20 protein-coding genes are annotated in these 20955 nt (G+C 67.1%); 11 read left to right on the top strand and 9 right to left on the bottom strand.

Going from position 1 to position 20955, the window contains the following annotated elements:
- Positions 1-30: 30 nt before the first annotated feature.
- Positions 31-354 carry a hypothetical protein gene (locus tag ACFQEY_RS07705; protein WP_379766721.1) on the bottom strand — a complete coding sequence of 108 codons (324 nt, stop codon included), beginning with the start codon at positions 352-354 and terminating at the stop codon, positions 31-33.
- Between the two features lie 400 nt (positions 355-754).
- Between ACFQEY_RS07705 and ACFQEY_RS07710 the strand changes: the two genes are divergently transcribed.
- From ACFQEY_RS07710 to ACFQEY_RS07740, 7 genes are all read left to right on the top strand, one after another.
- Positions 755-2515, top strand: coding sequence for a glutamate--tRNA ligase (locus tag ACFQEY_RS07710; protein ID WP_379766724.1), 1761 nt, complete (start codon positions 755-757; stop codon positions 2513-2515).
- 140 nt (positions 2516-2655) lie between these two features.
- The gene (locus tag ACFQEY_RS07715; RefSeq protein WP_379766727.1) at positions 2656-2985 is read left to right on the top strand and encodes a 4Fe-4S dicluster domain-containing protein; all 330 of its coding nucleotides are present in this window, start codon (positions 2656-2658) and stop codon (positions 2983-2985) included.
- Positions 2986-3190: 205 nt separating this feature from the next.
- Positions 3191-4066: an electron transfer flavoprotein subunit beta/FixA family protein gene (locus ACFQEY_RS07720; RefSeq protein ID WP_379766731.1), complete on the top strand. Its 876-nt coding sequence runs from the start codon at positions 3191-3193 to the stop codon at positions 4064-4066.
- Positions 4067-4068: 2 nt separating this feature from the next.
- Entirely contained in the window at positions 4069-5712 is a 1644-nt protein-coding gene (locus tag ACFQEY_RS07725) for an electron transfer flavoprotein subunit alpha/FixB family protein (protein WP_379766734.1), read from the top strand.
- A complete protein-coding gene (locus tag ACFQEY_RS07730) occupies positions 5705-7471 on the top strand; it encodes an FAD-dependent monooxygenase (protein WP_379766737.1) in 1767 nt (588 codons plus the stop codon). Before ACFQEY_RS07725 ends, ACFQEY_RS07730 begins: the two co-directional genes overlap by 8 nt.
- Position 7472: 1 nt before the next feature.
- Complete coding sequence (locus ACFQEY_RS07735; protein WP_379766740.1) at positions 7473-8054, top strand: hypothetical protein; 582 nt, start codon at positions 7473-7475, stop codon at positions 8052-8054.
- A gap of 131 nt (positions 8055-8185) precedes the next feature.
- Positions 8186-8920: a GNAT family N-acetyltransferase gene (locus tag ACFQEY_RS07740; protein ID WP_379766743.1), complete on the top strand. Its 735-nt coding sequence runs from the start codon at positions 8186-8188 to the stop codon at positions 8918-8920.
- 104 nt (positions 8921-9024) lie between these two features.
- Here the strand turns inward: ACFQEY_RS07740 and ACFQEY_RS07745 are convergent, their stop codons facing one another.
- Complete coding sequence (locus tag ACFQEY_RS07745) at positions 9025-9213, bottom strand: hypothetical protein (protein WP_379766746.1); 189 nt, start codon at positions 9211-9213, stop codon at positions 9025-9027.
- A 57-nt stretch (positions 9214-9270) separates the two neighbouring features.
- Positions 9271-11694, bottom strand: a complete 2424-nt coding sequence (tmcA, locus tag ACFQEY_RS07750; protein ID WP_379766749.1) for a tRNA(Met) cytidine acetyltransferase TmcA — start codon at positions 11692-11694, stop codon at positions 9271-9273.
- 136 nt (positions 11695-11830) lie between these two features.
- Here tmcA and ACFQEY_RS07755 point away from each other — a divergent pair, with 136 nt between their 5' ends.
- Positions 11831-12280, top strand: a complete 450-nt coding sequence (locus ACFQEY_RS07755) for a UPF0179 family protein (protein ID WP_379766752.1) — start codon at positions 11831-11833, stop codon at positions 12278-12280.
- 53 nt (positions 12281-12333) lie between these two features.
- On the opposite strand, the gene ACFQEY_RS07760 is transcribed toward ACFQEY_RS07755, so the two are convergent.
- Positions 12334-13059 carry a nucleoside phosphorylase gene (locus ACFQEY_RS07760; protein WP_379766755.1) on the bottom strand — a complete coding sequence of 242 codons (726 nt, stop codon included), beginning with the start codon at positions 13057-13059 and terminating at the stop codon, positions 12334-12336.
- Between the two features lie 186 nt (positions 13060-13245).
- Between ACFQEY_RS07760 and ACFQEY_RS07765 the strand changes: the two genes are divergently transcribed.
- The 3 genes from ACFQEY_RS07765 (at position 13246) to ACFQEY_RS07775 (ending at position 15477) form a co-directional block, all read left to right on the top strand.
- On the top strand, positions 13246-13437 hold the full coding sequence (locus tag ACFQEY_RS07765) for a hypothetical protein (RefSeq protein ID WP_379766758.1): 192 nt from the start codon (positions 13246-13248) through the stop codon (positions 13435-13437).
- Positions 13438-13538: 101 nt separating this feature from the next.
- Entirely contained in the window at positions 13539-14882 is a 1344-nt protein-coding gene (gene hmgB, locus ACFQEY_RS07770; protein WP_379766761.1) for a hydroxymethylglutaryl-CoA synthase, read from the top strand.
- Positions 14883-15021: 139 nt separating this feature from the next.
- Positions 15022-15477, top strand: coding sequence for a 30S ribosomal protein S19e (locus ACFQEY_RS07775; protein ID WP_379766764.1), 456 nt, complete (start codon positions 15022-15024; stop codon positions 15475-15477).
- Between the two features lie 57 nt (positions 15478-15534).
- On the opposite strand, the gene ACFQEY_RS07780 is transcribed toward ACFQEY_RS07775, so the two are convergent.
- The 5 genes from ACFQEY_RS07780 to ppc all read right to left on the bottom strand — a co-directional run bounded on the left by ACFQEY_RS07780 (position 15535) and on the right by ppc (position 20855).
- Positions 15535-15747, bottom strand: coding sequence for a hypothetical protein (locus tag ACFQEY_RS07780; RefSeq protein ID WP_379766767.1), 213 nt, complete (start codon positions 15745-15747; stop codon positions 15535-15537).
- Between the two features lie 1019 nt (positions 15748-16766).
- A complete protein-coding gene (locus ACFQEY_RS07785) occupies positions 16767-17561 on the bottom strand; it encodes an HpcH/HpaI aldolase family protein (RefSeq protein WP_379766770.1) in 795 nt (264 codons plus the stop codon).
- Positions 17558-17731 (bottom strand): hypothetical protein, encoded by a 174-nt coding sequence (locus tag ACFQEY_RS07790; RefSeq protein ID WP_379766773.1) that lies wholly within the window; start codon positions 17729-17731, stop codon positions 17558-17560. Before ACFQEY_RS07790 ends, ACFQEY_RS07785 begins: the two co-directional genes overlap by 4 nt.
- 75 nt (positions 17732-17806) lie before the next feature.
- On the bottom strand, positions 17807-18046 hold the full coding sequence (locus ACFQEY_RS07795; RefSeq protein ID WP_379766775.1) for a PRC-barrel domain containing protein: 240 nt from the start codon (positions 18044-18046) through the stop codon (positions 17807-17809).
- Positions 18047-18152: 106 nt separating this feature from the next.
- Positions 18153-20855, bottom strand: a complete 2703-nt coding sequence (ppc, locus tag ACFQEY_RS07800; RefSeq protein WP_379766778.1) for a phosphoenolpyruvate carboxylase — start codon at positions 20853-20855, stop codon at positions 18153-18155.
- Positions 20856-20955: the final 100 nt, after the last annotated feature.

The following is a 20955-nucleotide window of genomic DNA, read 5'->3' on the forward strand; positions in this document are numbered from 1 at the left end:
CTTTCGTTGCCGTCGGCGGTGCGGGCGGGCCTATCGTCGCCGTCGACCCGGTCGCCGCGATCCGGCGGTGAACTCGCCGGCGAGCCGACCGAGGTACCACACCAAGAGCAGTCCCAACAGAACTCCGCTGGCGAGCGCCGCCAGCAGTTCGATCGGCGTCGGATCCCACTGGAGGGCGATGAGCGGCGGCGAGACGGCGACGAGCAGCAGGAACCCGACTTTGATCTTGCGGTTCCCCGAGTCGCGTTCCTCGTCGGACACGGGCCCTACCACGCCGACCGCCCCCGCTCGCGGAGCGGCGTTTTCGCCCGCCATGCCGCTTCCCTCGCTTCCGCTGTCGGCCGAGCGCTGCATCCGCTTCCTCCCGTGTTCATGGCCGACCCACGGCGCGGGCGACAATCAACCCGGCGGACCAACTGCGTCACTACGCCGCCGAGGAAACATAAGCCTCGCGACCGTTCACACCTGTACGCTCCGCCTACCGACGTGAACGGTCTCCGCCGTTTAAGTCCGTCCGTGTGCTGGTTTCCGATGCCCCTACCCGCGGGCTCCCTCCGACCGCGGACGCACCTCTGTTGTGCCGACTGAGACGGTTCGCGCCGACCGCGACGGGTCGCCCCGGCGAGACGGTTCGCGCCGACCGCGTCGCTGTCGCGTCGCCGCCGTACCGTTTTAGCGGCGCGTTTCTTCCGCCGTTCCGCGCCACCCCCGCCGTTCCGCGGCGTTTTTTTAGCCGCCCCCGAAACCGGACTGCATGGACGATGAACTCCGCGAGCGCGTCGAGGCGGCCGGCGAGGCCGCCGCGCTGTATAACGCGCTTAAACACGACAGCGACCCGGACGTGGGCGCTATCATGGGGCCGCTCATGGGGGAGAACCCCGACTTCCGACCGCACGGCGACGAGATCCCCGGGATCGTCGCGCCGGTCGTCAACCGAATCGCGGACATGGACGACGGCGAGCGACGCGAGCGGCTCGCCGAGCTCGCGCCGGACCTGCTCGCGGAGCTGGAAGCCGAAGACGAGACGGACGACCACGTCCTCCCGGCGCTTCCGAACGCCGAGGACGGCGCGGTCGTGATGCGCGCGGCTCCGAACCCCAACGGTCCGTGGCACGTCGGCCACGCGCGGATGCCCGCCGTCATCGGGACGTACAAGGAGCGCTACGACGGCGAGTTCATCTGCCGGTTCGACGACACGGATCCGGAGACGAAACGCCCCGATCTGGACGCCTACGACGCCATCCTTGAGGACATCGAGTACCTCGGGTTCGAGCCCGACCGCGTGATCCGGGCGTCCGACCGGCTGGAGACCTACTACGACCACGCCCGCGAACTGATCGACGCCGGCGGTGCCTACACCTGCTCGTGTTCCGGCGACGACTTCTCGGCACTCAAAAACGACGGCGAGGCGTGCCCCCACCGCGAGAAGGACGCCGAGACCGTTCGCGACGAATTCTCGGCGATGGTCGACGGGGAGTACGACGCCGGCGGGATGGTCCTCCGCGTTCGCACTGACATCGAGCACAAGAATCCCGCGCTCCGCGACTGGGTCGCGTTCCGAATGATCGACACCCCGCACCCACGCGAAGAGGCCGCCGACTACCGCTGCTGGCCCATGCTCGACTTCCAGTCCGGCGTCGACGACCACCTTACCGGCGTCACGCACATCATCCGCGGCATCGACCTCCAGGACTCCGCGAAGCGCCAGCGGTTCGTCTACGACTACTTCGGCTGGGAGTACCCCGAGGTGCTCCACTGGGGCCACGTGCAGGTCGACGAGTACGACGTGAAACTCTCCACCTCGACGATCAAGGAGCTGATCGAGACGGGCGAGCTGACAGGGTGGGACGACCCTCGCGCGCCGACGATCCGCTCGATGCGTCGTCGCGGCATTCAGGGCCAGGCCCTCGTCGACTCGATGACGGCGCTGGGGATGTCCACCTCCGACGTCGACCTCGCCATGTCGTCCGTCTACGCGAACAACCGCGACCTGGTCGACGACGACGCCAACCGGTACTTCCTCGTGCGCGACCGCGAGGACGACCCCGCCGTCGCCCTCGACGTCGTCGGCGGTCCCGACGCCGGCCACCCGCCGCTCCACCCCGACCACGAGGAGCGCGGCGACCGAACTGTCCCCGCCGGACGGGTGCTGATCGAGGAGTCCGACCTCCCCGCCCACGGCGACCGCGTCTGGCTCAAGGGCTTTGGCTGCGTCCGCCACACCCGGGATGCGTTCGAGTACGTCGGCGACGACATCGAGGTCGTGCGCGAGGGCGACGTCGACGTGGTCCACTGGGTGCCCGCAGCGGAGAGCCTGGAGACGCTCGTTCGTACGATCGAGGGCGACGTGCGCGGATTTTCGGAACCCGCGATCGCCGACGCCGCCGTCGACGACGTGGTCCAGTTCGAACGCGTCGGGTTCGTCCGCCTCGACGACTTCGACCCCGACCCGACCGACGAGGCGGACGGCCCGACCGGCGAGGAGGATCTCGTCGTCTACTATGCGCACCCGTGACTCGTCTCTGAGGCCACCCCACTCCTCGGCCGCTCAGCGAACCACTCCTCGACCGCCGAATACGTCGATCCGGACCGCTCTGCGGGCCATTCGTCCCGCCGCCGGGTTTATGTATCGAGCCGTGGACCGTTCGAGTAACGATGGCTATCGACCCGAACTTCGAGGAGAACCGCGAACAGGTCGGCGAGGAGGACGGCGTCGCCGTCTGGGGGCCCGTCGAGCCGCCGGAGAAGCAGGGAATCCGCGGGACCCACGTCGCCGTCGACTTCGACATCTGTCTGGCCGACGGCGCGTGCTTGGAGGACTGCCCGGTCGACGTGTTCGAGTGGGTCGACACGCCCGGTCACCCCGAAAGCGAGATCAAGGCGAATCCCACCAACGAGGACCAGTGTATCGACTGCATGCTCTGTGTCGACGTCTGTCCGGTCGACGCGATCGATGTCGACCCCGGTCGGGCCGGCCGCATCTGAGACGGCCGCCTCCCGTCGTCGGTTCCCTGCTGTCAGCCACTCTCCGTCGACTCTCTCGCCGCCCGAAATAATTTCTTTTTCTGTCACTTCTCTCTCGATGCTCCCTTCCGGCACCGGGCGCTTGCGGTTGGTCCGGTCCGAACGTGTCGTCTCACGCAAAGGACTATTAGGAATCGTGAGGATCCCTACGTGAGGATTGATATCTATGCACACAGTCGCACTGACCAAAGGCGTCCCCGACTTCCGCGAGGGAAAGGTGTCGTTCGACGAGGATGGCCACTTAGAGCGCGGGAAGACGCCGACGGTCATGAATCCGAACGACAAGGTCGCGCTGCGGGCGGCGCTGCAAGCGAAGGTACGCCACGGGGGGACCGTCTCCCTGCTGAGCATGGGGCCGCCGGGCTACGGGGAGGTCCTCCAAGAGGGGATGGAGTCGGTGTACGCCGACGACCTCTACCTCCTCTCCGACCGAGAGATGGCGGCGGCCGACACCTGGGCGACGTCGATCACCGTCGCGACGGGACTCTCGAAGCTCGATCCGGAGCCGGAGCTGGTCGTCGCGGGATTTAAAACGGCCGACGGGGAGACGGGCCACACCGGCCCGCAGACGACCTGGTGTCACCACATGAACGACGAGCTGCCCGACCGATCGCTCGTCACCCACGTCGTCGCGCTCGACGTCGACCCGGACGCGGGCACGCTCCGCGCGAAGCGGCTGGTCAAGGGCGACGTGGCGGAGATCGAGACCGTCGAGACCGATCTCCCGGCGCTCGTCGTCACCGACCCGGAGTTCGAGCCGAGCTATCGCAAGGCCGCTCACCGACTCCGGTACAGAGATCTCCGCGAGGAGGCGACCGAGCGCGCCGAGTCCTACGAGGAGCACCTCACCACGTGGAACCACGAGGACCTCAACCTCGACCCGGACTTCATCGGACTCGACGGATCGCCGACGATCGTCGCCGGCGTGGACCCGATCCCGAAGGGGCCGTCGGAGCGGGAAGCGACGATGGTGTCCCCGGACGACGCCGACGGGATGGACGCGGTCGTGGACGAACTGGCACCCTTCGCGGGGGGTGACTGACCGTGGTCGAGATCGACCCCACCGACCGCGAGATCGCGGAGCTCGGCCCGGCGATCAACGGCATCGACGACGCCGACGAGCTGGCGGAGATGCTCGAACTGGAACGCGAAGGCCCCGACCGCGACCCCGTGAAGACGCTGATCGAGAGCCGGATCGAGACGCTCGAAGCGGACGAGGAGGGCGGGGCCGAGGCGGTCGATCCCGCCGACGTCGACCTCGCGGAGCTGTCGATCGCGGAGGTAGCCAACATGGTTCGCGGAGTCGACGACCCCGATCTCCTCCGAGACCTGCTCGACCGCGAACGCGACGGCGAGGACCGCGACGGGGCGATCGGGCGGATCGAGAGCCGAATCGAGGCGGTCGAGGGAACCGATCAGGAGGGCGAGGAAGACGCGCCCGAGTACGTTCCCCCGGAGGAGAAGCACCCGGACCTCGATCACCCGACCGCCGACAAGACCTACGTCGAGGGCGTCTCCGGCGAGACGTACCGCGACATGTGGGTGTACTGTGAGACTCAGCGGGGCGAGCTCGTCGACGCCTCGAAGGAGATCCTCGGCAAGGCACGCGAGCTGATGGACGGCTACGAAGACCGGTACGGCGACGAGGAAGACGTGATCGCCGTGGTTATCGGCGACGACGTCGCCGACCTCGCCGAGGAGGCGATCGCGTACGGCGCGGATCGGGCGGTCTACCACGAGGACGAGCGGCTCGACCGCTTCCGCCACAAGCCGTACGCGGAGCTCTTCGTGCACATGTGCCGGGACTTCGAGGCGGACTGGCGCGACTACTACGAGCCCCGGTACACCGTGTTCCCGGCCACCCACAACGGTCGCGACCTCTCCGCGCTCGTGCAAGCGGAGCTCGACTCCGGGCTCGCTTCCGACTGCTCGGACCTGTACATCGAGGAGGCGATGATCTCTAACCCCGCGAAGACGGGAAAACCGGGCGACAGCGAGGAGTTCGAGCGCGTGCTCCACATGCCCCGGCCGGACTTCTCCGGGTTCGAGTACTCGACCATCCTCTGTATCGACAAGCCGCACCGCGACTTCCACCCGCAGGGAGCGAGCGTCATCCCGGGGGCCTTCGATCTCCCCGACCCGAATTCGGAACGCGCCGGCGAGGTCGTCGAACACGACCTCGATCTGCCGGACGACTGGTTCCAGGTCGACGTGGTGGAGCACGATCGGCTGGAGGCCGGCGTCGACCTGACCGGCCACGACGTGATCGTCGCGCTCGGGCGGGGAATCGGTGACGACCCCACGACGGGCATCGAACTCGGCGTGGAACTCGTGAACGCGTTCGACGACGCCGCCCTCGGGCTCTCGCGGGGCGTCATCACCGCCTCCTACGAGTTCGCCGGCCACGTCGAGGATTACGTCTCGGAGGAGCGACAGATCGGCGAGTCCGGACAGGTCGTCGAACCGCCAGTGTACGTCGCGGCGGGAATCTCCGGCGCGGTCCAGCACAAGGTCGGCATGGACGAGTCGGACACGATCATCGCGATCAACGAGGACCCCGACGCCGACATTCGGGAGTTCTCGGACTACTTCATCGAGGGAGACCTCTTCGAGGTGGTGCCTCGGTTGACGGCGGCGGTCGAGGAGGGCGGTGCCGTCGCGGCGATGGAGGGGGTGGCCGATGACTGACGCCGACGCGGCCGGCCTCGATGACGCGGATGTCGACGACGCGGATGTCGACGACGCCGATGTAGCCGGTTCGACGGAGCACTACGAAGCCGTCGTCGTCGGGGCGGGTCCCGGCGGCGCTGCGGCGGCCGCGGCGCTGGCCCAACAGGGCGTCGAGACGCTCGTCTTAGAGCGGGGCGTCGACGCCGGCTCGAAGAACGTCTCCGGCGGGCTGATATACGCAGAGGAATCCGCACCCTACACGATCGACGGGCTGTTTCCGGGGTTCCGCGAGGAGGCGTCCGAGCGCCCGGTAGACGAGTACTTCATGCACAACGTCGCCGGCGACCGCGTGAAGACGCTCGACCTCGACCGGGTCCACGACCGCGACACCGACTGGTGTGACGCGGTGTTGCGCCGCCGGATGGACTCGTGGCTCGCCGAGCGCGTCCACGAGACGACCCGCGAGACCGGCGGCGGGCTGCTCACGGAGGTGCGAGTCAACGGGCTGCTTCGCGAAGACGGGGAGATCGTCGGCGTCACCTGCGACGAGCTCGACCCGATCCGCGCGGACCTGATCGTCGCCGCCGACGGCGTCAACTCCGAGCTGGCGCGCGACGCCGGGCTCATGGACTGGGACGACCCCGGTGACTGGTTCCAGGGCGTGAAAGCGGTCGTCGACCTCGACCCCGACGTCATCAACGATCGGTTCGGCGTGGGTCCGGACGGCGGTGCGGCCCACCTGTTCTCGGGCGACCTGTTCGATGGCGTCCGCGGCGGCGGATTCCTGTACACCAACGAGGACTCGCTGTCGATCGGAACGGTGTTCCACCTCGACTCGCTGACCGCACGGCAGGCGGAGCCGCACGAGCTGCTCGACGGGCTCCTGACGCATCCCCTGCTCGACCAGTGGCTGCAGGGCGAGTACGAGGAGCGCGAGTACTCGGCGAAGCTCGTCCCCGACTCGAAGAAAGTCGCGCACCCCTCGCCGCACAGCGGTCGGCTCCTGCTCGTGGGCGACGCCGCGGGACAGATGCAGGCACAGGGGCCGATCATCAAGGGAATGAACCACGCCGTGGCCGCGGGGGGGCTCGCCGCCGAGGCGTTCGTCGACGCCCGGACGCGGGGCGACGCCTCGAAGGCGGGCGACCTCTACGAGCGGAAGCTCCGCGAGGAAGGCGTCATGGAGAAACTCAGGCCGCGGCGCTATCGGGCGACGCGGGCCGTCGCCGAGCACGACGCCGTGAACCGGCTCGGGAGCGCGCTGATCGAGTCACCGCTCGGTGCGGCCGGGCTGCGGGCCTTCGAGGGACTCACCGAGCGCGCGTTCAACTCCCCGCTGCTGCTCGGGATGGTGCCCGACACCAAGTTCTCGTACGTCACCGTGCCGACCAGGATCGCGGAGGTTCTCGGGAAGCCGATCGAGGGGCGCTCCGAGGCCGACGCGAGTGCCGCCGGGGAGGACGAGCCCGGGGTTCACCCGCCCGATCTCGCGGACCGGATCGGCGACCTCACCTACGACGTCGGCGACCCGCACATCGAACTCCTCGACGAGAGCTACGAGGCCAGCGGGGCCGCCGTGACCGCCTGTCCGGTGAGCGCCGAGGACTTCGGCGGCGGCTGCTACCGTGACGAGACGGTCCGGACCAACGGCGAGGAGAAGCGCGTCGTCAGTCTCGACACGCAGCCGTGCGTCGAGTGCGGCACCTGTGCCGTCGTCGCCGAGACAGAATGGGAACACCCCAGCGGCGGTAAGGGCGTCGAGTACAAGGAGGGATAACGTGACACCGACCCGCTCGCGGTACGCCGACCGGATCGCGTCGCTCGCGGCGGACGCTCGCGCCACGCGCGCCCGGTTCGATCCCGACTTCCCGCGAAAGGATGACCGAGACGGGGCGGACGACGGCTCACAGCGCGAGCCGCGGCGCGGAGACGGCGAGTCGATGCTCGCGGAGGACGCGCCGCTCGCGGACGGCGAGGCGGTCCTCGTGGACGGAGAATCGGTGCTCGCAGACGGTGAGTCGCGGCATACGATGACCGATCGAGTGCGGACCGAGCTTGAGGGAACGGCCGTTTCGAACCCCGAGGAGGCCGCGCTCGTGGCGGCACGCGATGGGCTGGGCCCAGTCGTTGGCGTGTACGTCGAGGCGCGTACGGCGGACGAGCCGGTTCGGTTCTCCCAGCGGGAACTGGACCGGCTCCACGCCGCAACGAGCGACTGGCTGGCGGTGTACGCACGGTGTCGGGGCATCGACGCCGACCCGGACGCGACCGTCCGCGAGGCCGCCGAACTGCTAGTCGATACCCACGACGTCACTGACGTGGCGGCGCTGCTCACTGGAACCCACCGCGGCGACTCGTGAGACCCCACCGTGGCGACTCGCGAGCCGAGGCGACGCGCGACTCGCGAGGTCGGGCGACCGATCCGCACGGATTTGAATCCCACGATCGTTCGTGGGGAATGCTTATCTGTCGTTGTATGGTACCGTACACCATGGAGCTGGCACAACGCGTTTCGATCGAGAACCGAGATCGGAAGGACATCTACGAGTACGTGGAGCGGCGCGGATCGGTGCCGGCCGAGACGGTGCGGCGCGAGCTGGGGTTCGACGAGGAGGCCTTCGGTCACCACCTCGCCGTGTTGCGACGCGACGAGTACGTGCGACAGCTCGACGACGACGACCTGGAGATCGCGTTCGACACGGACACCGGAACTGTCCACGAACAGGAGGGCTCCCGCTTCACGATCCGGACCGCGCGGCAGGCCGACCTCTCGGGACTTGTCGGCATCATCCGTCAGGTGGCGAAGGACGGATCGTACATCGAGGCCGAGACCGTCGCGGACCTGATCGACTACGAGGAGATCCTGTTGCGGAACAACAGCGCCGAGTCGCGGATGTTCTTCGTGGCCACCGTGGAGGACCAGGTGGTCGGATGGGTCCACCTCGACCTGCCCGAGACCGAGAAGCTCCGTCACACGGCGAAGCTCACGGTCGGGGTCCTCGACGAGTACCGCGGTCGCGGCATCGGCGGGACGCTGTTGAAAAAGGGGTCCACGTGGGCCGGCGAGAACGACTTCGAGAAGCTGTACAACAGCATTCCCGCGACCAACGAGGAGGCGCGATCCTTCCTGGAGGCCCACGGGTGGCACACGGAGGCGATCCGCGAGGACCACTACCGAATCGACGGCGAGTACGTCGACGAAGTGATGATGGCGCGGTCGCTGTAGGCGGTCCGAACGCCTCGTTTTTCGCGGCTGTGGACACCGTCACGGCGGCGGGAACCGTCGTGATGGAGCACACCGTCACGATCGCACCCTCATGACGGCTCCGTCTACGGCCACACGTCCTCGTGCCCGGGGAGCGGCGTCGCGACGACGCCGTCACGCTGGCCCAGCGCCCGCGCGCAGGCCGGGCAGACGTCGCGGTCCTCGTCCCACGGGATGTGTAACCGGACGGCCGCCCGCCGATCGCAGTCCGGCTCCGCACAGATCGGCTGGGAACCATCCGTCTCGTCGGTCATACCGAGCGATCCGTCCGCGACCCTCTTCGGTGTTGCTCCGACGGCGTCTCGGCGGTGTCACTCCCGCGTGAACCGGTCCCGCTCTGCGAGCGCGAACGCGGTCCCGAACTCCTCCACGAGGGGCTCGTACGCATCCCCGAGCGCCCGCATGCACGCGGCCGTCGAGACGTAGCCGAGCTCGTCCACGACGGATTCCCACGGGCGGCCTTGGAGCACCTTTCGGACGAGCAGCCGCCGTTCCCGCTCGTCGAGGCTTGTCTCATCGTCACCGTTGATTGCCTCCTCGCCGTCAATCGCCTCCTCGCCGCCGATCAGCGTCGCAAGCGCCAGATCCCTGAACGCGCCGGGGGCGCTGTCGTACATCCCCGGGCCGAACGAGGCCCCGACGACGGATCGCCACTCGACCTCGGTGAGGTCGACCGGCGCGGACGCCGGGCACGCGCGGAGCGCGCCGATCACCACGTCCGGGTCGACGTCGCGGTGGGCGTCCGAGAGCCCGTCGCGCTCGCGGTCGCGGAAGGCGACGGCGTGATGGGAGAGCAGATCGCGGCCGGCCTCGCTCGTCGGTCGGAGCATGATCGCCGAGTGCTCGCCGGAGGCATCGTTCCGCGAGGTCGAGAGGTGAACGGTCCGGTACCCCGCTCGCCGCCAGAACCGGAGCAGTCGGGGGGTCGCGCCGTAGCCGACCGAGAAGTAGTCGGTCTCGTCTTCGAACTCCGAGTGAACCTCTCGGAGGAGCCGGGAGCCGAACCCCTCGTCCCGGACCGCGTGATGGGTCGCGATCCTGACGGTTCGGAGTCCTCGGCGCTCTGCAGCCTCCTCGTCGCGGAGCTGGCTGGTGAGCACGTCCGGCACCATGTTACCGCGGACCCGCTCGCCCTCGTACATCCGACGACGCGTCTCGGCGTCCAACCCCCCCTCGCGCGCGAGCAGGGCGACCGCGACGACCCGGCCGCGGGCCACGAGCGCCCGCGCCGAGAGGTTCGGCGCGTCGAACAGCCTGGCGAGGTCGTTCGGCTCGGTGCGGTAGTGGGCGGCGACGAGCAGGCCGAAGGCCTCGCCGAGCAGGGTCTCGTTCGCGAGCAGGTCGTCGGGCGAGAGCGCCCGGTACGCCGCGTTCTCGACCGTCGAGCCCGCGACCGCCTCGTCGACGGCGGGTCGGGCGTCGAGCAGCAGCGCGCGGGCCGCCCACGCCTCGACCGGGTCGTTCCGGGCGTACCGGATCGGCTCGTCGAGACGAACGTCCCGCACCGCGAACGGCCCGTCGAGCAGGCGCTCGCGGAACCGGATCGCGAAGCCGCGGCCGGCCCCCTCGTAGCCGTGAACTGTCGTACAGAACGCGACCGAGAGCGACTCGTCGAGGAATCTCTCCAGCAGTCGAACCGGGAGCGCGGCCGCCTCGTCGACGATCACGACATCGGGGCCGTCGGGGAGTTCTGCAGCCACCGCGGGCTGGAGGTACCGAACGCGGCCGCCACCCGGTACGTTGAGACGTCGAGCATCAGTCCCGCCGTCACTGTCGCGACCACCGTCACCGTCGATATCGCTGCCGCCGCCATCGCCACCGCCATCGCCATCGCCGTCGCTCCCGGCGACCAGCTCGCGCGCTCGCGCGAACACCTCGGCCGTGTTGCGGAACGTCGGTGCGGTGACGAGCACGTCCGCGCCCGCCAGCGCCAGCGCGCCCGCGGCGATGCCCGCCGCGCTCGACTTCCCGCGCCCGCGGTCCGCCTCCGCGACGACCGCCGTTCCGGGCGTCGCGAGCGACTCGAACGCCCGAACCGCTCGGGCCTGATCGCTCGTGAGACACGCCTCGTACGCCGCAGCCGGGAACGTCGCGTTCGGCGGGACGGTCGGTGGCGTGGTTACCCGCCCATCCGATTCCGCCGCCGTACCGCCCCGCGAACCGACGAGTCCGTCGCGCTCGACCGTATCGCCCGCCGGCGTCTCCCCCAGCGACGCGATCGCGATCCCCGGATGCGACCGAAGCGTGCCGACGAACCGCTCGCGGAAGCGACCGGTCACGTCGTCGACGTCGTACGGCGGGACCGCGAGTGAGTCGTCGAAGCGGTCGCGTCTCTCGGGCCACGCGTCTAGGTCGGGGGTCAACAGGACGAGCAGACCGCCGCCGTCGACCGCGCCGACGCACCGCCCGAGCGCGTTCGGGACGAACTGTTCGTGGCAGTCTAGGACGACGACGTCGCGGGTGCGGCCAAGCAGCTCGTCGGCCTCCCGCGGTCCGTGCTCCTCGTACCGAAACCCCTCGCGCGTCGAGACGATCGAAACCGTCTCCCCGTCATCGCGCGCGAGCGTCTCCCGGTCATCGCTCTCGCTCGCCTCCCTGTCATCGCTCGCGACCGCTTCGATCGCGTCGTATGACGCGTCGAACCCTCGGTCGCGGTCGCCGGCGAACACGAGGACGCGCCGCTCGTTGGCCGCTTCGGCCTCTCGCTTCGCGTCCCGCGCCAGCGCCGCGATCATCGTTGGTCGTCGTTGCCGGGGGGCGCGGATGTGTCTTGTCCTCCGAGAGCGCCGGGTCCGCCGCCGTCGCTCCGCCCGCGCCGCCCGCGCCGAGCGAGGCGGGACGCTTACGGACTCCCGGCGCGTTGCTTCGGGCATGACCACGGTCACGCTCATCGGCACGCGGCTCGCGGACACGGGCCGCGAGTTCGTCTACGAGGGGGAATCGCCCGATTGCGACGGGTGCCCCTACCGCGGGCAGTGTCTCAATCTCTCGGAGGGGACGCGGTACCGGGTGACCGGGATCCGGGAGAACGCACAGACCCTCGACTGCGCCGTTCACGACGCCGGGGTGCGCGCGGTCGAGGTCGAACCCGCTCCAGTCCCCGCGAACGTCCCGTCGAAGCAGGCGTACACCGGCGGTCGCGTGTCGCTCGCGGGCCCCTGTCCGCACACCGAGTGCCCGAGTCACGGGTACTGCGTCCCCGACGGTGCGGACTTCGACGAGGAGCGCGTGATCGATCAGGTGCTCGGCGAGCCGCCGCACGACGAGTGTGCGCTCGACCGGGAGCTGACGCTGGTGGAGTTCCGAGCGGAAGACGGGTGAGCGGCGGGCCGCCCGCGGTGGTCCCTCCAGCGCCGTGATAGCGTTCAGCGTGACTACAGCGCCGTGATAGCGTTCAGCGTGATTCGGATCGCGCGCTCGACGTTGTCCTTGGCCTTCTCCGGCAGTTCGTCGTCCGAGTCCGCGCCCTTCTGCGTGCCGGCGACGAGGTTGCCGTCGACGGTGCAGATCGCGCCGGCGCGAAGCCCCTTGCGGCGCGCGAGCGCGAAGACCGTCGCGGCCTCCATCTCGATCGCGAGCAAGTTCGCGTCCTCCCAGCCGTCGATGTACTCGTCACTCTCGTTGTAAAAGGCGTCGTCGGAGACGATCGGGCCGACGTGGATCTCCTCGTCGTTGTCCTCGGCCCCCTCGACGAGTCCCGTGAGCACGTCGTAGTCCGGGACGGCGGGGTAGTTCGCGGATTCGTAGCGCTTGCTCGTTCCCTCCTCTTTGGCCGCGCCGGTCGCGACCACCATGTCGCCGACCTCCATGTCTGTCTGGAGCGCACCGCAGGTTCCACAGCGGACGAACGTCTCGACGCCGACGCGCGAGAGCTCCTCGACCGCGATGGCGGCCGACGGGCAGCCGATCCCGGTCGAGCAGATCGTGAGGTCGACGCCCTCGTAGCTCGCGTTGACGATCTTGTACTCGCGGTTCTGCGCGACGAGTTCGCTGTCGTCGCAGAGATCGGCGATCCGATCGACTCGGCCGGGGTCGCCGGGAATGACCGCGATCTCGTGGACGTCACCCTCTTCAACCAGCAGGTGCGGCTGTTTCGCCATACGACCGGAGTCATCCGCCGCGCGCAAAAACGGACCGGTCGAGAGGCGGCGGAGACGCGCGAATCAGATTTAATATCGCGACATACAATTTATAAAGAGTTCGGACACTCCGGTCCTCCATATCGCGATCGGCCCGACCGCCTCGCCGATCGGCCGTTTTATCGCGCGGCCGTCGCAGATCCGAGTATGACCGACTCGGACGCCGACTCCATCGCTCCGACGATCGCCTCCGTCGTGGTCGCCTTCGCGCTCGTCACGCTGGTCGCGGGGTACCTGCTCGGGGCTAACTGGACGCAGGCCGTGCTGGTCGGCGGGTTCGCGAGCGTCGTGGCCGCCACGTCGGCGTGGCTGACCGCCCGACGGGAGGACGACGACTGACGCCGCGTCGCGCGATGATACCTGTTTCCACGATTCTGTTTCCACGATTGACGTAACCACTCATCGACAAACCCATATGCCGGCCGCATGAAGGACCGTTCATGACCGCAGTCGGCATCGACGCCGTCGGTATCTGGACCGGAAAGCTCAAGCTCGACTTACCGGGCACGTTCGCCCCGGAGAAGGGCGACGACCCGGAGAAGTACACGAAGGGGCTCGGACTCAACAACTCCTCGTTCCCGGACGTGTACGAGGACATCGTCACGATGGGCGCGAACGCCGCGAAGCGGCTGATGGACCGCAAGGGCCTCGAGCCCGAGGACATCGGCCGGATCGACGTCGCGACCGAGTCGGCGTTCGACCACTCGAAGCCCGTGTCGACGTATATCGCGGGCTGTCTCGAACAGGTGTACGACGGCGACTTTACCCACGCCAACAAGGGCGAGCGGAAGTTCGCCTGTCTCGCCGGCACGCAGGCGATAGACGACGCCTACAATTGGATCCGGGCGGGTCGAAACCGAGGCAGAGCGGCGCTCATCGTCTCGACGGACACCGCGCTGTACGCCCGCGGCGATCCGGGCGAGGCGACGCAGGGTGCCGGGGCCGTCGCGATGCTGATCGACGAGGACCCCTCGATCGTCGAGCTATCGATGGAACAGGGATACGGGTCGAAAGACGAGACGGACTTCCTGAAGCCGAACCAGCAGTTTCCCAGCGTGGACGGCAAGCGATCGGTGCAGGTGTACCTCTCTCGGATGCGGGAGGCCTTGGAGGACTACGAGTCCGTCACCGACGACATCGAACTCGACGATTTCGCGTACGCTCCGTTCCACACGCCGTTCCCCGGGATGGTTCGGAAGGCGGCCCTGCTCGCGTACCGACACGTCATCCGCGACACGGAGTACGAAGACGACCTTGCCGACGAGATCGGCCGTCAGCCCCGCGAGGCCGATTTCGACGACCGGGAGGCCTACGAGGAGGCGATCCGCGAATACATGGACGAGCTCAAGACCACCGAGCAGTATCAGACGTGGTACGACACCGTCGTGGAGCCGACGCTCGGTCTTTCGCGGGAGGTCGGCAACTGGTACACGAGCTCCGTCCACATCGCTCGCGTCAGCGCGCTGCGAGACGCGTTGACCCGCGATCGGTCGTTCGTCGGTGACACGCTGCTCGTCGCGTCCTACGGCTCCGGCGCGCAGGCGGAGATCCACGCTGAGACGATCCGCGACGGCTGGACCGCGGAGATCGAAGGGCTCGACATCGACGACCAGCTCGCATCTCGCTACGATCTCACGTGGAGCGAGTACGAGGACGTCCACGACGTCCACGAGTACGACATGGACGTCGACCGCGAGATCGAGGAGTTCACCCAGCCGGAGGGGGAGTTCGTCTTCACCGGCTGGGGCCGGATGAACGAGCGGAAGTACGAGTACGCCGAGTAGCTCCTCCTTCGCGGCGCGGATCGTTCCCGATCGAGCGTCCGCGGTCTCGTCTCGTGACCCCGCTTCCCCGTGAAAACCGGTCACACGACGCCTCTCGAATACGATGGGTTTAAACGACGTTAGGCTGAATTTCACCTCAATGGTAACCATCTACGACGTGCCGGCCGACGCCCTCATCGAGGAGGTCGCCGCACGACTCGAAGATCGGATCGACGAGCCCGACTGGGTCGAGTTCGCCAAAAGCGGTGCCGGCAAGGAACTCCCGCCCGAACAGGAGGACTTCTGGTACGTCCGCTCCGCCAGCCTGCTTCGTAAGGTCGCGCAGAACGAGCCGATCGGCATCGAGCGGCTCGCCACCGAGTACGGCTCGAAGAAGCGCGGTTCGAACCGGTACTCCGTCCGCCCCGGCGAGCACGCCGGCGGCTCTCGGAAGGTCATCCGCGCCTCGCTGCAGGCCCTCGAAGACGACGGACTCGTGACCACCGCCGCCGGCGAGGGTCGCCGAATCTCCGACGACGGCGAGGCCTTCCTCTCGGAGGTCGCTGCCGACGTCCTGGAAGATCTCGATCGCCCGGAACTCGAACGCTACGCGTAGATCGCCGATTCGCTTTTCGACGCCGTCTCTCCCAACCGAGAGCGCAGCGTACCTCTCTCACCTTCCGAGCCGGTCCTTTTTTTTGTTCGTCTCCCTCCGGTCGTCTCGTTTTGCTGCTTCCCCGAGAATCCCGTCGCCTGCCGCCTTCTCCCGCCTTCTGATCCGATAGAGCGATATCTCTTGTGCGAATGACTTATATCTCATTCCGCTATATAAAATCTCGATCAGGACGATGTCGTTCGAGGAGATGAGGCAGTTTTGCAGCCTCACAGCCGCGAGGACCGTAGCCGTCGCGAAGGGATATTCGACGCCTGGTACACCAGATGACGGATTCCAAGACGCGGGCTAACGTGCTGGCTCTGCTGGAATCCTGTGTGCATGGCATATTCTGACCCGGTTGGAGTCAGTATAGGAACAGCGATGAGCGATACGGGAGTAAGTATGTCAATTTGATTGACTGGTCATTTATAAGTGAACGAGTGGTGGTGCCGTCGGATGTTTATATGTCGTTGCTGGCGGGGTGAACACGTCCAAAGCCCCAGCCGTGAGGCGGGCGCACGCTCGCTGTCGCCCGAAAATCTCCGATTTTCGGGATGTCGTCAGAACGCAAAGCGTTCTGACTGCTAGCCGGAAATCAACGATTTCCGGCGATGACGAGAGAGCTTTGCTCTCTCGAACCACGCTCCTCACTCGCTCGTTTCACTCGCTCTTTGCGGTGCTAGTGTCGCCTGCGCCCGCCTCACGGCTGCCCCTTTGAATCCCACCCCGCACCGCTCAGCACAGCACCTCACACCTCCCCAACCTCGCCGCGTCGCGTCTTATAAAGGCGCTCGCGGCGTCCAGCGAGAATCGAAGATTCTCTGGCAGCCGGCGGCTCCGCCGCCGGCGACCTCGCGGGCTCCTCGCGCCCTCCGGGCGCTCGGAGGCGCGCCACAGCGTTGTTTATTTAGAAGTAGTCGTCGCCGTCGCGCTCGTTCTTTTAAATACCACGTTGCCGGCGGCGGTCCGCAACATCCACTCCCGCAATCGAACAAGCGAGGGATCTTCGGCGGACGGCTGTCTCACCCCGTGTTGTGTCCAAAGAACAGGATTACAACGGAGCCGAAGTTCTCAAACGACGGTACCGGAAGCAGTGGTCAAAAATCCCGGGAGGTACGCCGATATTGCCACTGATATCAGTAACGGTGACGACCCGCTTCCGGTTCCAGTAGACGGGGTACCGCGTCAAGAACGGCGCGTCTATCACTCACACCCGGAAGCTGGCGCTCACGAATATGGAGGGACGCGATTCAGGCGTCGTTCCGTTCGTAGGCATCGAACCAGCTAGTGACGGTTTTCTCGAGCGCCCCGGTCGTGCTTCCGAGGTTCAGTATCTGGTAGCCGTTCGTCGCTTTTTCGTTGACATCATCCATCCCGAACCCGAGACCCGCAACGGGAACACCCGCACCGACGGCCTTCGATCGAACCGTCTCGACAGCTTCCTGTACCCTCTGATGATCGATTTCACCGGGGTAGCCGAGTGATACCGAGAGGTCGAACGGGCCAATGAAGACAAACCCCAGTTCCGGGATAGTTAGTATCTCGTCCAGGTTCTCGATGGACGCCTCGGTCTCGATGGTCACACCGACGAGGGTCTCCCGATCTTCAGTGGTGATGTAATCGTCAGCAAGGCCCCAACGATGAGCCCGTGGAGATCCCAGTCCCCGATCACCGGGACCATCGTCGTACCGGAACCGAGCGGATCGAACCGCGTCTCGGACTTCTTCGGCGGTTTCCACGCGGGGGAGGAACACGGTTCTCACACCGAGGTCGAGCGCCTTCCGGACGAGCGTTGGATCCGTATCGGGAAGCCTAACAAGTAGTTCTACGCCCGTCCGTTCGGCCGCACGGAGCAGATCTTCCAACTGACTCCCGTCCCACGGGTCCGGGCCACCGTGTTCGAGATCCAGCCAGACGAAATCAACGCCGAGTTCACCGTAGAACTCCACGAGCGTCGGACTGTACGTATTGTCGAGTATTCCGAGTGCGACATCTCCGTCGTCCAGGGTCGCGGCGAGTCCGTTAGCGGGTTGGGAAGCGGTCATAACCGACCGGACGGGGTATTCTTCGTCGGTGGGGTTTCGGAGTTTGTCGATCCAGCCTCGACGTCGCCGACCGTCTCCTGAACGTCCTCCCGGGCTTCGCCACCTGCCTCTTTCGTCTCCTCAATGACCTGTTCTTCGATCGTCCCTTCTGTGTTCTCGGATGTGTTCATTATGGCTTACCCCCGGTCTGAACGGAGTTTGACTCCGATTCGGTGTTTCTATCTCAATACTGCTGGTGGTGGTAGTTAGTCTTTGAGTCGAACTTCGTCATCGTTGATATCGGCGATGCGTCGTGATTCGAGCCGATAATCGTCCGCGTCTGCGTCTCCCCACCCAAGTTTAGAACGGATGGAGTCCGCGATCCCTGGATCCGCGTCGACGTACGCGTTCCCGTTTTTCACTTCTGTAATCATCCCGATTTTCTGCCCGCTGGAGTTGACTACCCGCTTTCCCTTGTCGTCGTCAGATATCTTCGTTCGTACCATCGCATGCTCTCGGACGGGAGTCGGGAAGATTGTAATAGAGCCCGTATCCGCGTCTCGAGTTGGTAATTCCCCGTTACTGGGGAGAGACGTCGGGTCGCACGCCGAGCTACCCGGTGTTCTTCATCCCGGCGGCGATGCCGTTGACGGTGAGTCGGAGGGTTCGCTCCTCGGCTTCGGTGCGGTGGGTCCGCCCGAGCAGGCTCGCCTGCAGCAGGTTCAGCGGATCGACGTAGGGGTTCCGCCGTCCGAGGCTCTCGGACAGCCATTCGCGACGGAGCAACTGGTCGCGACCGCTTATTTCGAGCACTAGCTCCCGGCCGCGCTCGTACTCGCCGATGAGTTCGGGGAAGAAGCGCTCGCGGAGGTCGTCGTCAGCGAGGTCGGCGTACTCGGCGGCGATCTCCGGCTCCGTGCGGGCGAGCGCGAGGCCGGCGTTGTCGAGGGTCGTCCGGAAGAACGGCCACTCCTCGTACATCTCGCGGAGCGTTTCGATCCCCTCCGATTCGCCGACCTCGTCGAGGTAGGCGTCGAGCCCGGAGGCGAGCGCGTACCAGCCGGGGAGGATGAGCCGGGTCTGGGTCCACGAGAACACCCACGGGATGGCGCGCAGGTCCTCGACGGTGCGTTCCCCCGAGCGCGACGCGGGCCGCGATCCGAGGTTGAGGTTCTCCACGACGGAGATCGGCGTCGCCTGTCCGAAGTACGTGACGAACCCGTCGGTGTTCAAGAGATCGCGATACGCCTCGCGGGCCGCGGGTGCCATCGTCTCCATCGCGTCGACCCAGCGCTCGGGGACGTCCTCGGTCGGCTCCTCGTTGGCCTCCCGACGCGAGCGGACCTGCGCGTCGAGCATCTGTTCGAGCTCGCGCTCGGCGATCCGCGGGTTGGCGTACTTCTCGGCTATCGCCTCGCCCTGCTCGGTGAACTTCACTTGGCCGGTCACCGTCTCGTTGGGCAGCGCGAGCAGCGCCTCGTTCATCGGGCCGCCGCCGCGGGAGATGGAGCCGCCGCGACCGTGGAACAGCCGGAGGGTGACGTCCTCCTCCCGGCAGAACCGCGCGATCCGGCGCTGGTTTTCGTAGAGGTCCCAGTTCGCGGCGAGGAACCCGTTCTCCTTGTTGGAGTCGGAGTAGCCAAGCATGACCTCCTGCACGTCTCCCCGAACCGAGAGCGCGGTCGCGTACGCTTCGTTGTCGAACAGGGCCCCGAGGATGCGCTCCGCGCCGTTGAGCGCTGACTCGGTCTCCAGCAGCGGAACGACGTCGAGCCCGCAGTGGTCGGGAAGCGAGACGGCACCGACCTGGTCGGCGAGAAAGAGCACTTCGAGCACGTGGCTCGGCTCCTCGGTCATCGAGATGCAGTACGTGTCGATCGCCTGCTGGCCGTACTCGTCCTGCCACCCGGCCAGCTCCTCGAACCGACGGAGCACGCGCTCGGTGGTCTCGGAGACGTCGCCGGGCGCGTCGACGTCGACGACGGGGTTCTTCTGTAGGATCGCCTCGGAGAGGAACGCCTCTCGTTCCGCCTCGTCCATGCCGCGGTAGTCCACGCCCTCGACCGCGACCGCCTCGGCGACGGCCTCGGTGTGGTTCTCGCGGTGGTCTCGGAGATCGAGCGACGCGAGCGTGAAGCCGAACGTGTCCACCTGCCGACGGAGCGGCTCGACGAACGACTCTCGTACCGCGTCTTGGCCGTCAGCCGCGAGCGAGTCGGCGATCGCGTCGAGGTCGGCGAGGAACGCGTCGCCGTCGGGGTACTCACCGGGGCGCACGTCGTCGACGCGGTCGAGCCGCTCGCGCATCAAGCGGAGCTTCTGACGGTACGGCTCGTCCGGATAGCGCTCGCGGGCCTCTTCGACGACAGTCGGAAAGCGCTCGGCGTCGGCGGCGAGCGACTCGGCGAGCCCGTCGTCGAGCGCGTAGCGATCGCCGTCCTGGCTCAACACTGCGGAGAGCCGCTTACACCGATCTCGGTACTTCTCGATGGCGACGGCCCGCTGCCGTTCGAGCGTCTCGTCGGTCACCTCCGGCGTGACGAAGGGGTTGCCGTCGCGGTCCGATCCGGCCCACGAGCGGAACTCGAACAGCTTCGGGCAGTCGACGTCCTCGTACTCCGTGGCGATAGTCTCCTCGAATTCCTCGTAAGCGTCGCCGATGACGTCGAAGAGCGTGTTCTCGAGGTACCAGCCGACGTTGCGCGCCTCGTCTTCCGGCTCGGGCGGCCGCTGGCGCACCTGTCTGGTGCCCCAGAGGCTCGTCACCTCGGCGGTGACGTCGCGCCAAATCGCGCTCCGCTCGCGCTCGGTGAGGTTGCGCTCGTCGAGCTCGCCGAGGTGGGTGGCGATCGACCGGAGCTTCGCTTTCACGGTCGCCCGGCGGGCCTCGGTCGGGTGCGCGGTGAACGTGGGTTCGATGAGCACGTCTTCGAGGAGGTTCCGGAGCGCGTCCGGTTCGACCCCCTCCTCGGCGAACTCGGCGATCGTGGCCTCGAAGGAGTCGTGGAGTGCCCCCTCGTCGTCGGCGCTCCGGATCGCGCGCACTCGTTCCCGCTCCTCGGCGAGGTTGATCAGCTCGAAGTAGGTGGTGAACGCGCGTGCGACGATCCCCTCGCGGGTCGTCGACAGGTCGTCGATCGATTCGTGGAGGCGGTCTCGGTTCGAGACCTCGCCTCGTCGGTAGCCGATCGCCGCGTTTCGTAGATCCTCCACCGTCTCGTACGCCTCCGTCGAGGTCTGTGCGGCGAGGACTTCGCCGACGAGCGCGCCGAGCTCCCGAACGTCCGTCCGCACGCTCCGATTGTGCAACTCCATAACACACCAACAACCGGTCGAGTCGGTTAAAACTGCGGTCCGAACGAATGTTTGCCTCAGTATCGAGTGAATATTTTCTAACCGTTCGTCGTTCTCCGGG

Origin of the sequence: Halorubrum trueperi, from assembly GCF_042662525.1 — an archaeon.
Taxonomy (GTDB): domain Archaea; phylum Halobacteriota; class Halobacteria; order Halobacteriales; family Haloferacaceae; genus Halorubrum; species Halorubrum trueperi.

Bases quoted from the DNA above. Each gene is read 5' to 3' on its own strand.
- ACFQEY_RS07710 (WP_379766724.1), top strand. From the start codon at position 755: ATGGACGATGAACTCCGCGAGCGCGTCGAGGCGGCCGGCGAGGCCGCC.
- ppc (WP_379766778.1), bottom strand. From the start codon at position 20,855: ATGGAGTTGCACAATCGGAGCGTGCGGACGGACGTTCGGGAGCTCGGC.
- ACFQEY_RS07705 (WP_379766721.1), bottom strand. From the start codon at position 354: ATGCAGCGCTCGGCCGACAGCGGAAGCGAGGGAAGCGGCATGGCGGGC.
- hmgB (WP_379766761.1), top strand. From the start codon at position 13,539: ATGACCGCAGTCGGCATCGACGCCGTCGGTATCTGGACCGGAAAGCTC.
- ACFQEY_RS07740 (WP_379766743.1), top strand. From the start codon at position 8,186: ATGGAGCTGGCACAACGCGTTTCGATCGAGAACCGAGATCGGAAGGAC.
- ACFQEY_RS07720 (WP_379766731.1), top strand. From the start codon at position 3,191: ATGCACACAGTCGCACTGACCAAAGGCGTCCCCGACTTCCGCGAGGGA.
- ACFQEY_RS07745 (WP_379766746.1), bottom strand. From the start codon at position 9,213: ATGACCGACGAGACGGATGGTTCCCAGCCGATCTGTGCGGAGCCGGAC.
- ACFQEY_RS07715 (WP_379766727.1), top strand. From the start codon at position 2,656: ATGGCTATCGACCCGAACTTCGAGGAGAACCGCGAACAGGTCGGCGAG.
- ACFQEY_RS07785 (WP_379766770.1), bottom strand. From the start codon at position 17,561: ATGACCGCTTCCCAACCCGCTAACGGACTCGCCGCGACCCTGGACGAC.
- ACFQEY_RS07765 (WP_379766758.1), top strand. From the start codon at position 13,246: ATGACCGACTCGGACGCCGACTCCATCGCTCCGACGATCGCCTCCGTC.
- ACFQEY_RS07755 (WP_379766752.1), top strand. From the start codon at position 11,831: ATGACCACGGTCACGCTCATCGGCACGCGGCTCGCGGACACGGGCCGC.
- ACFQEY_RS07790 (WP_379766773.1), bottom strand. From the start codon at position 17,731: ATGAACACATCCGAGAACACAGAAGGGACGATCGAAGAACAGGTCATT.
- ACFQEY_RS07730 (WP_379766737.1), top strand. From the start codon at position 5,705: ATGACTGACGCCGACGCGGCCGGCCTCGATGACGCGGATGTCGACGAC.
- ACFQEY_RS07775 (WP_379766764.1), top strand. From the start codon at position 15,022: ATGGTAACCATCTACGACGTGCCGGCCGACGCCCTCATCGAGGAGGTC.
- ACFQEY_RS07795 (WP_379766775.1), bottom strand. From the start codon at position 18,046: ATGGTACGAACGAAGATATCTGACGACGACAAGGGAAAGCGGGTAGTC.
- tmcA (WP_379766749.1), bottom strand. From the start codon at position 11,694: ATGATCGCGGCGCTGGCGCGGGACGCGAAGCGAGAGGCCGAAGCGGCC.
- ACFQEY_RS07760 (WP_379766755.1), bottom strand. From the start codon at position 13,059: ATGGCGAAACAGCCGCACCTGCTGGTTGAAGAGGGTGACGTCCACGAG.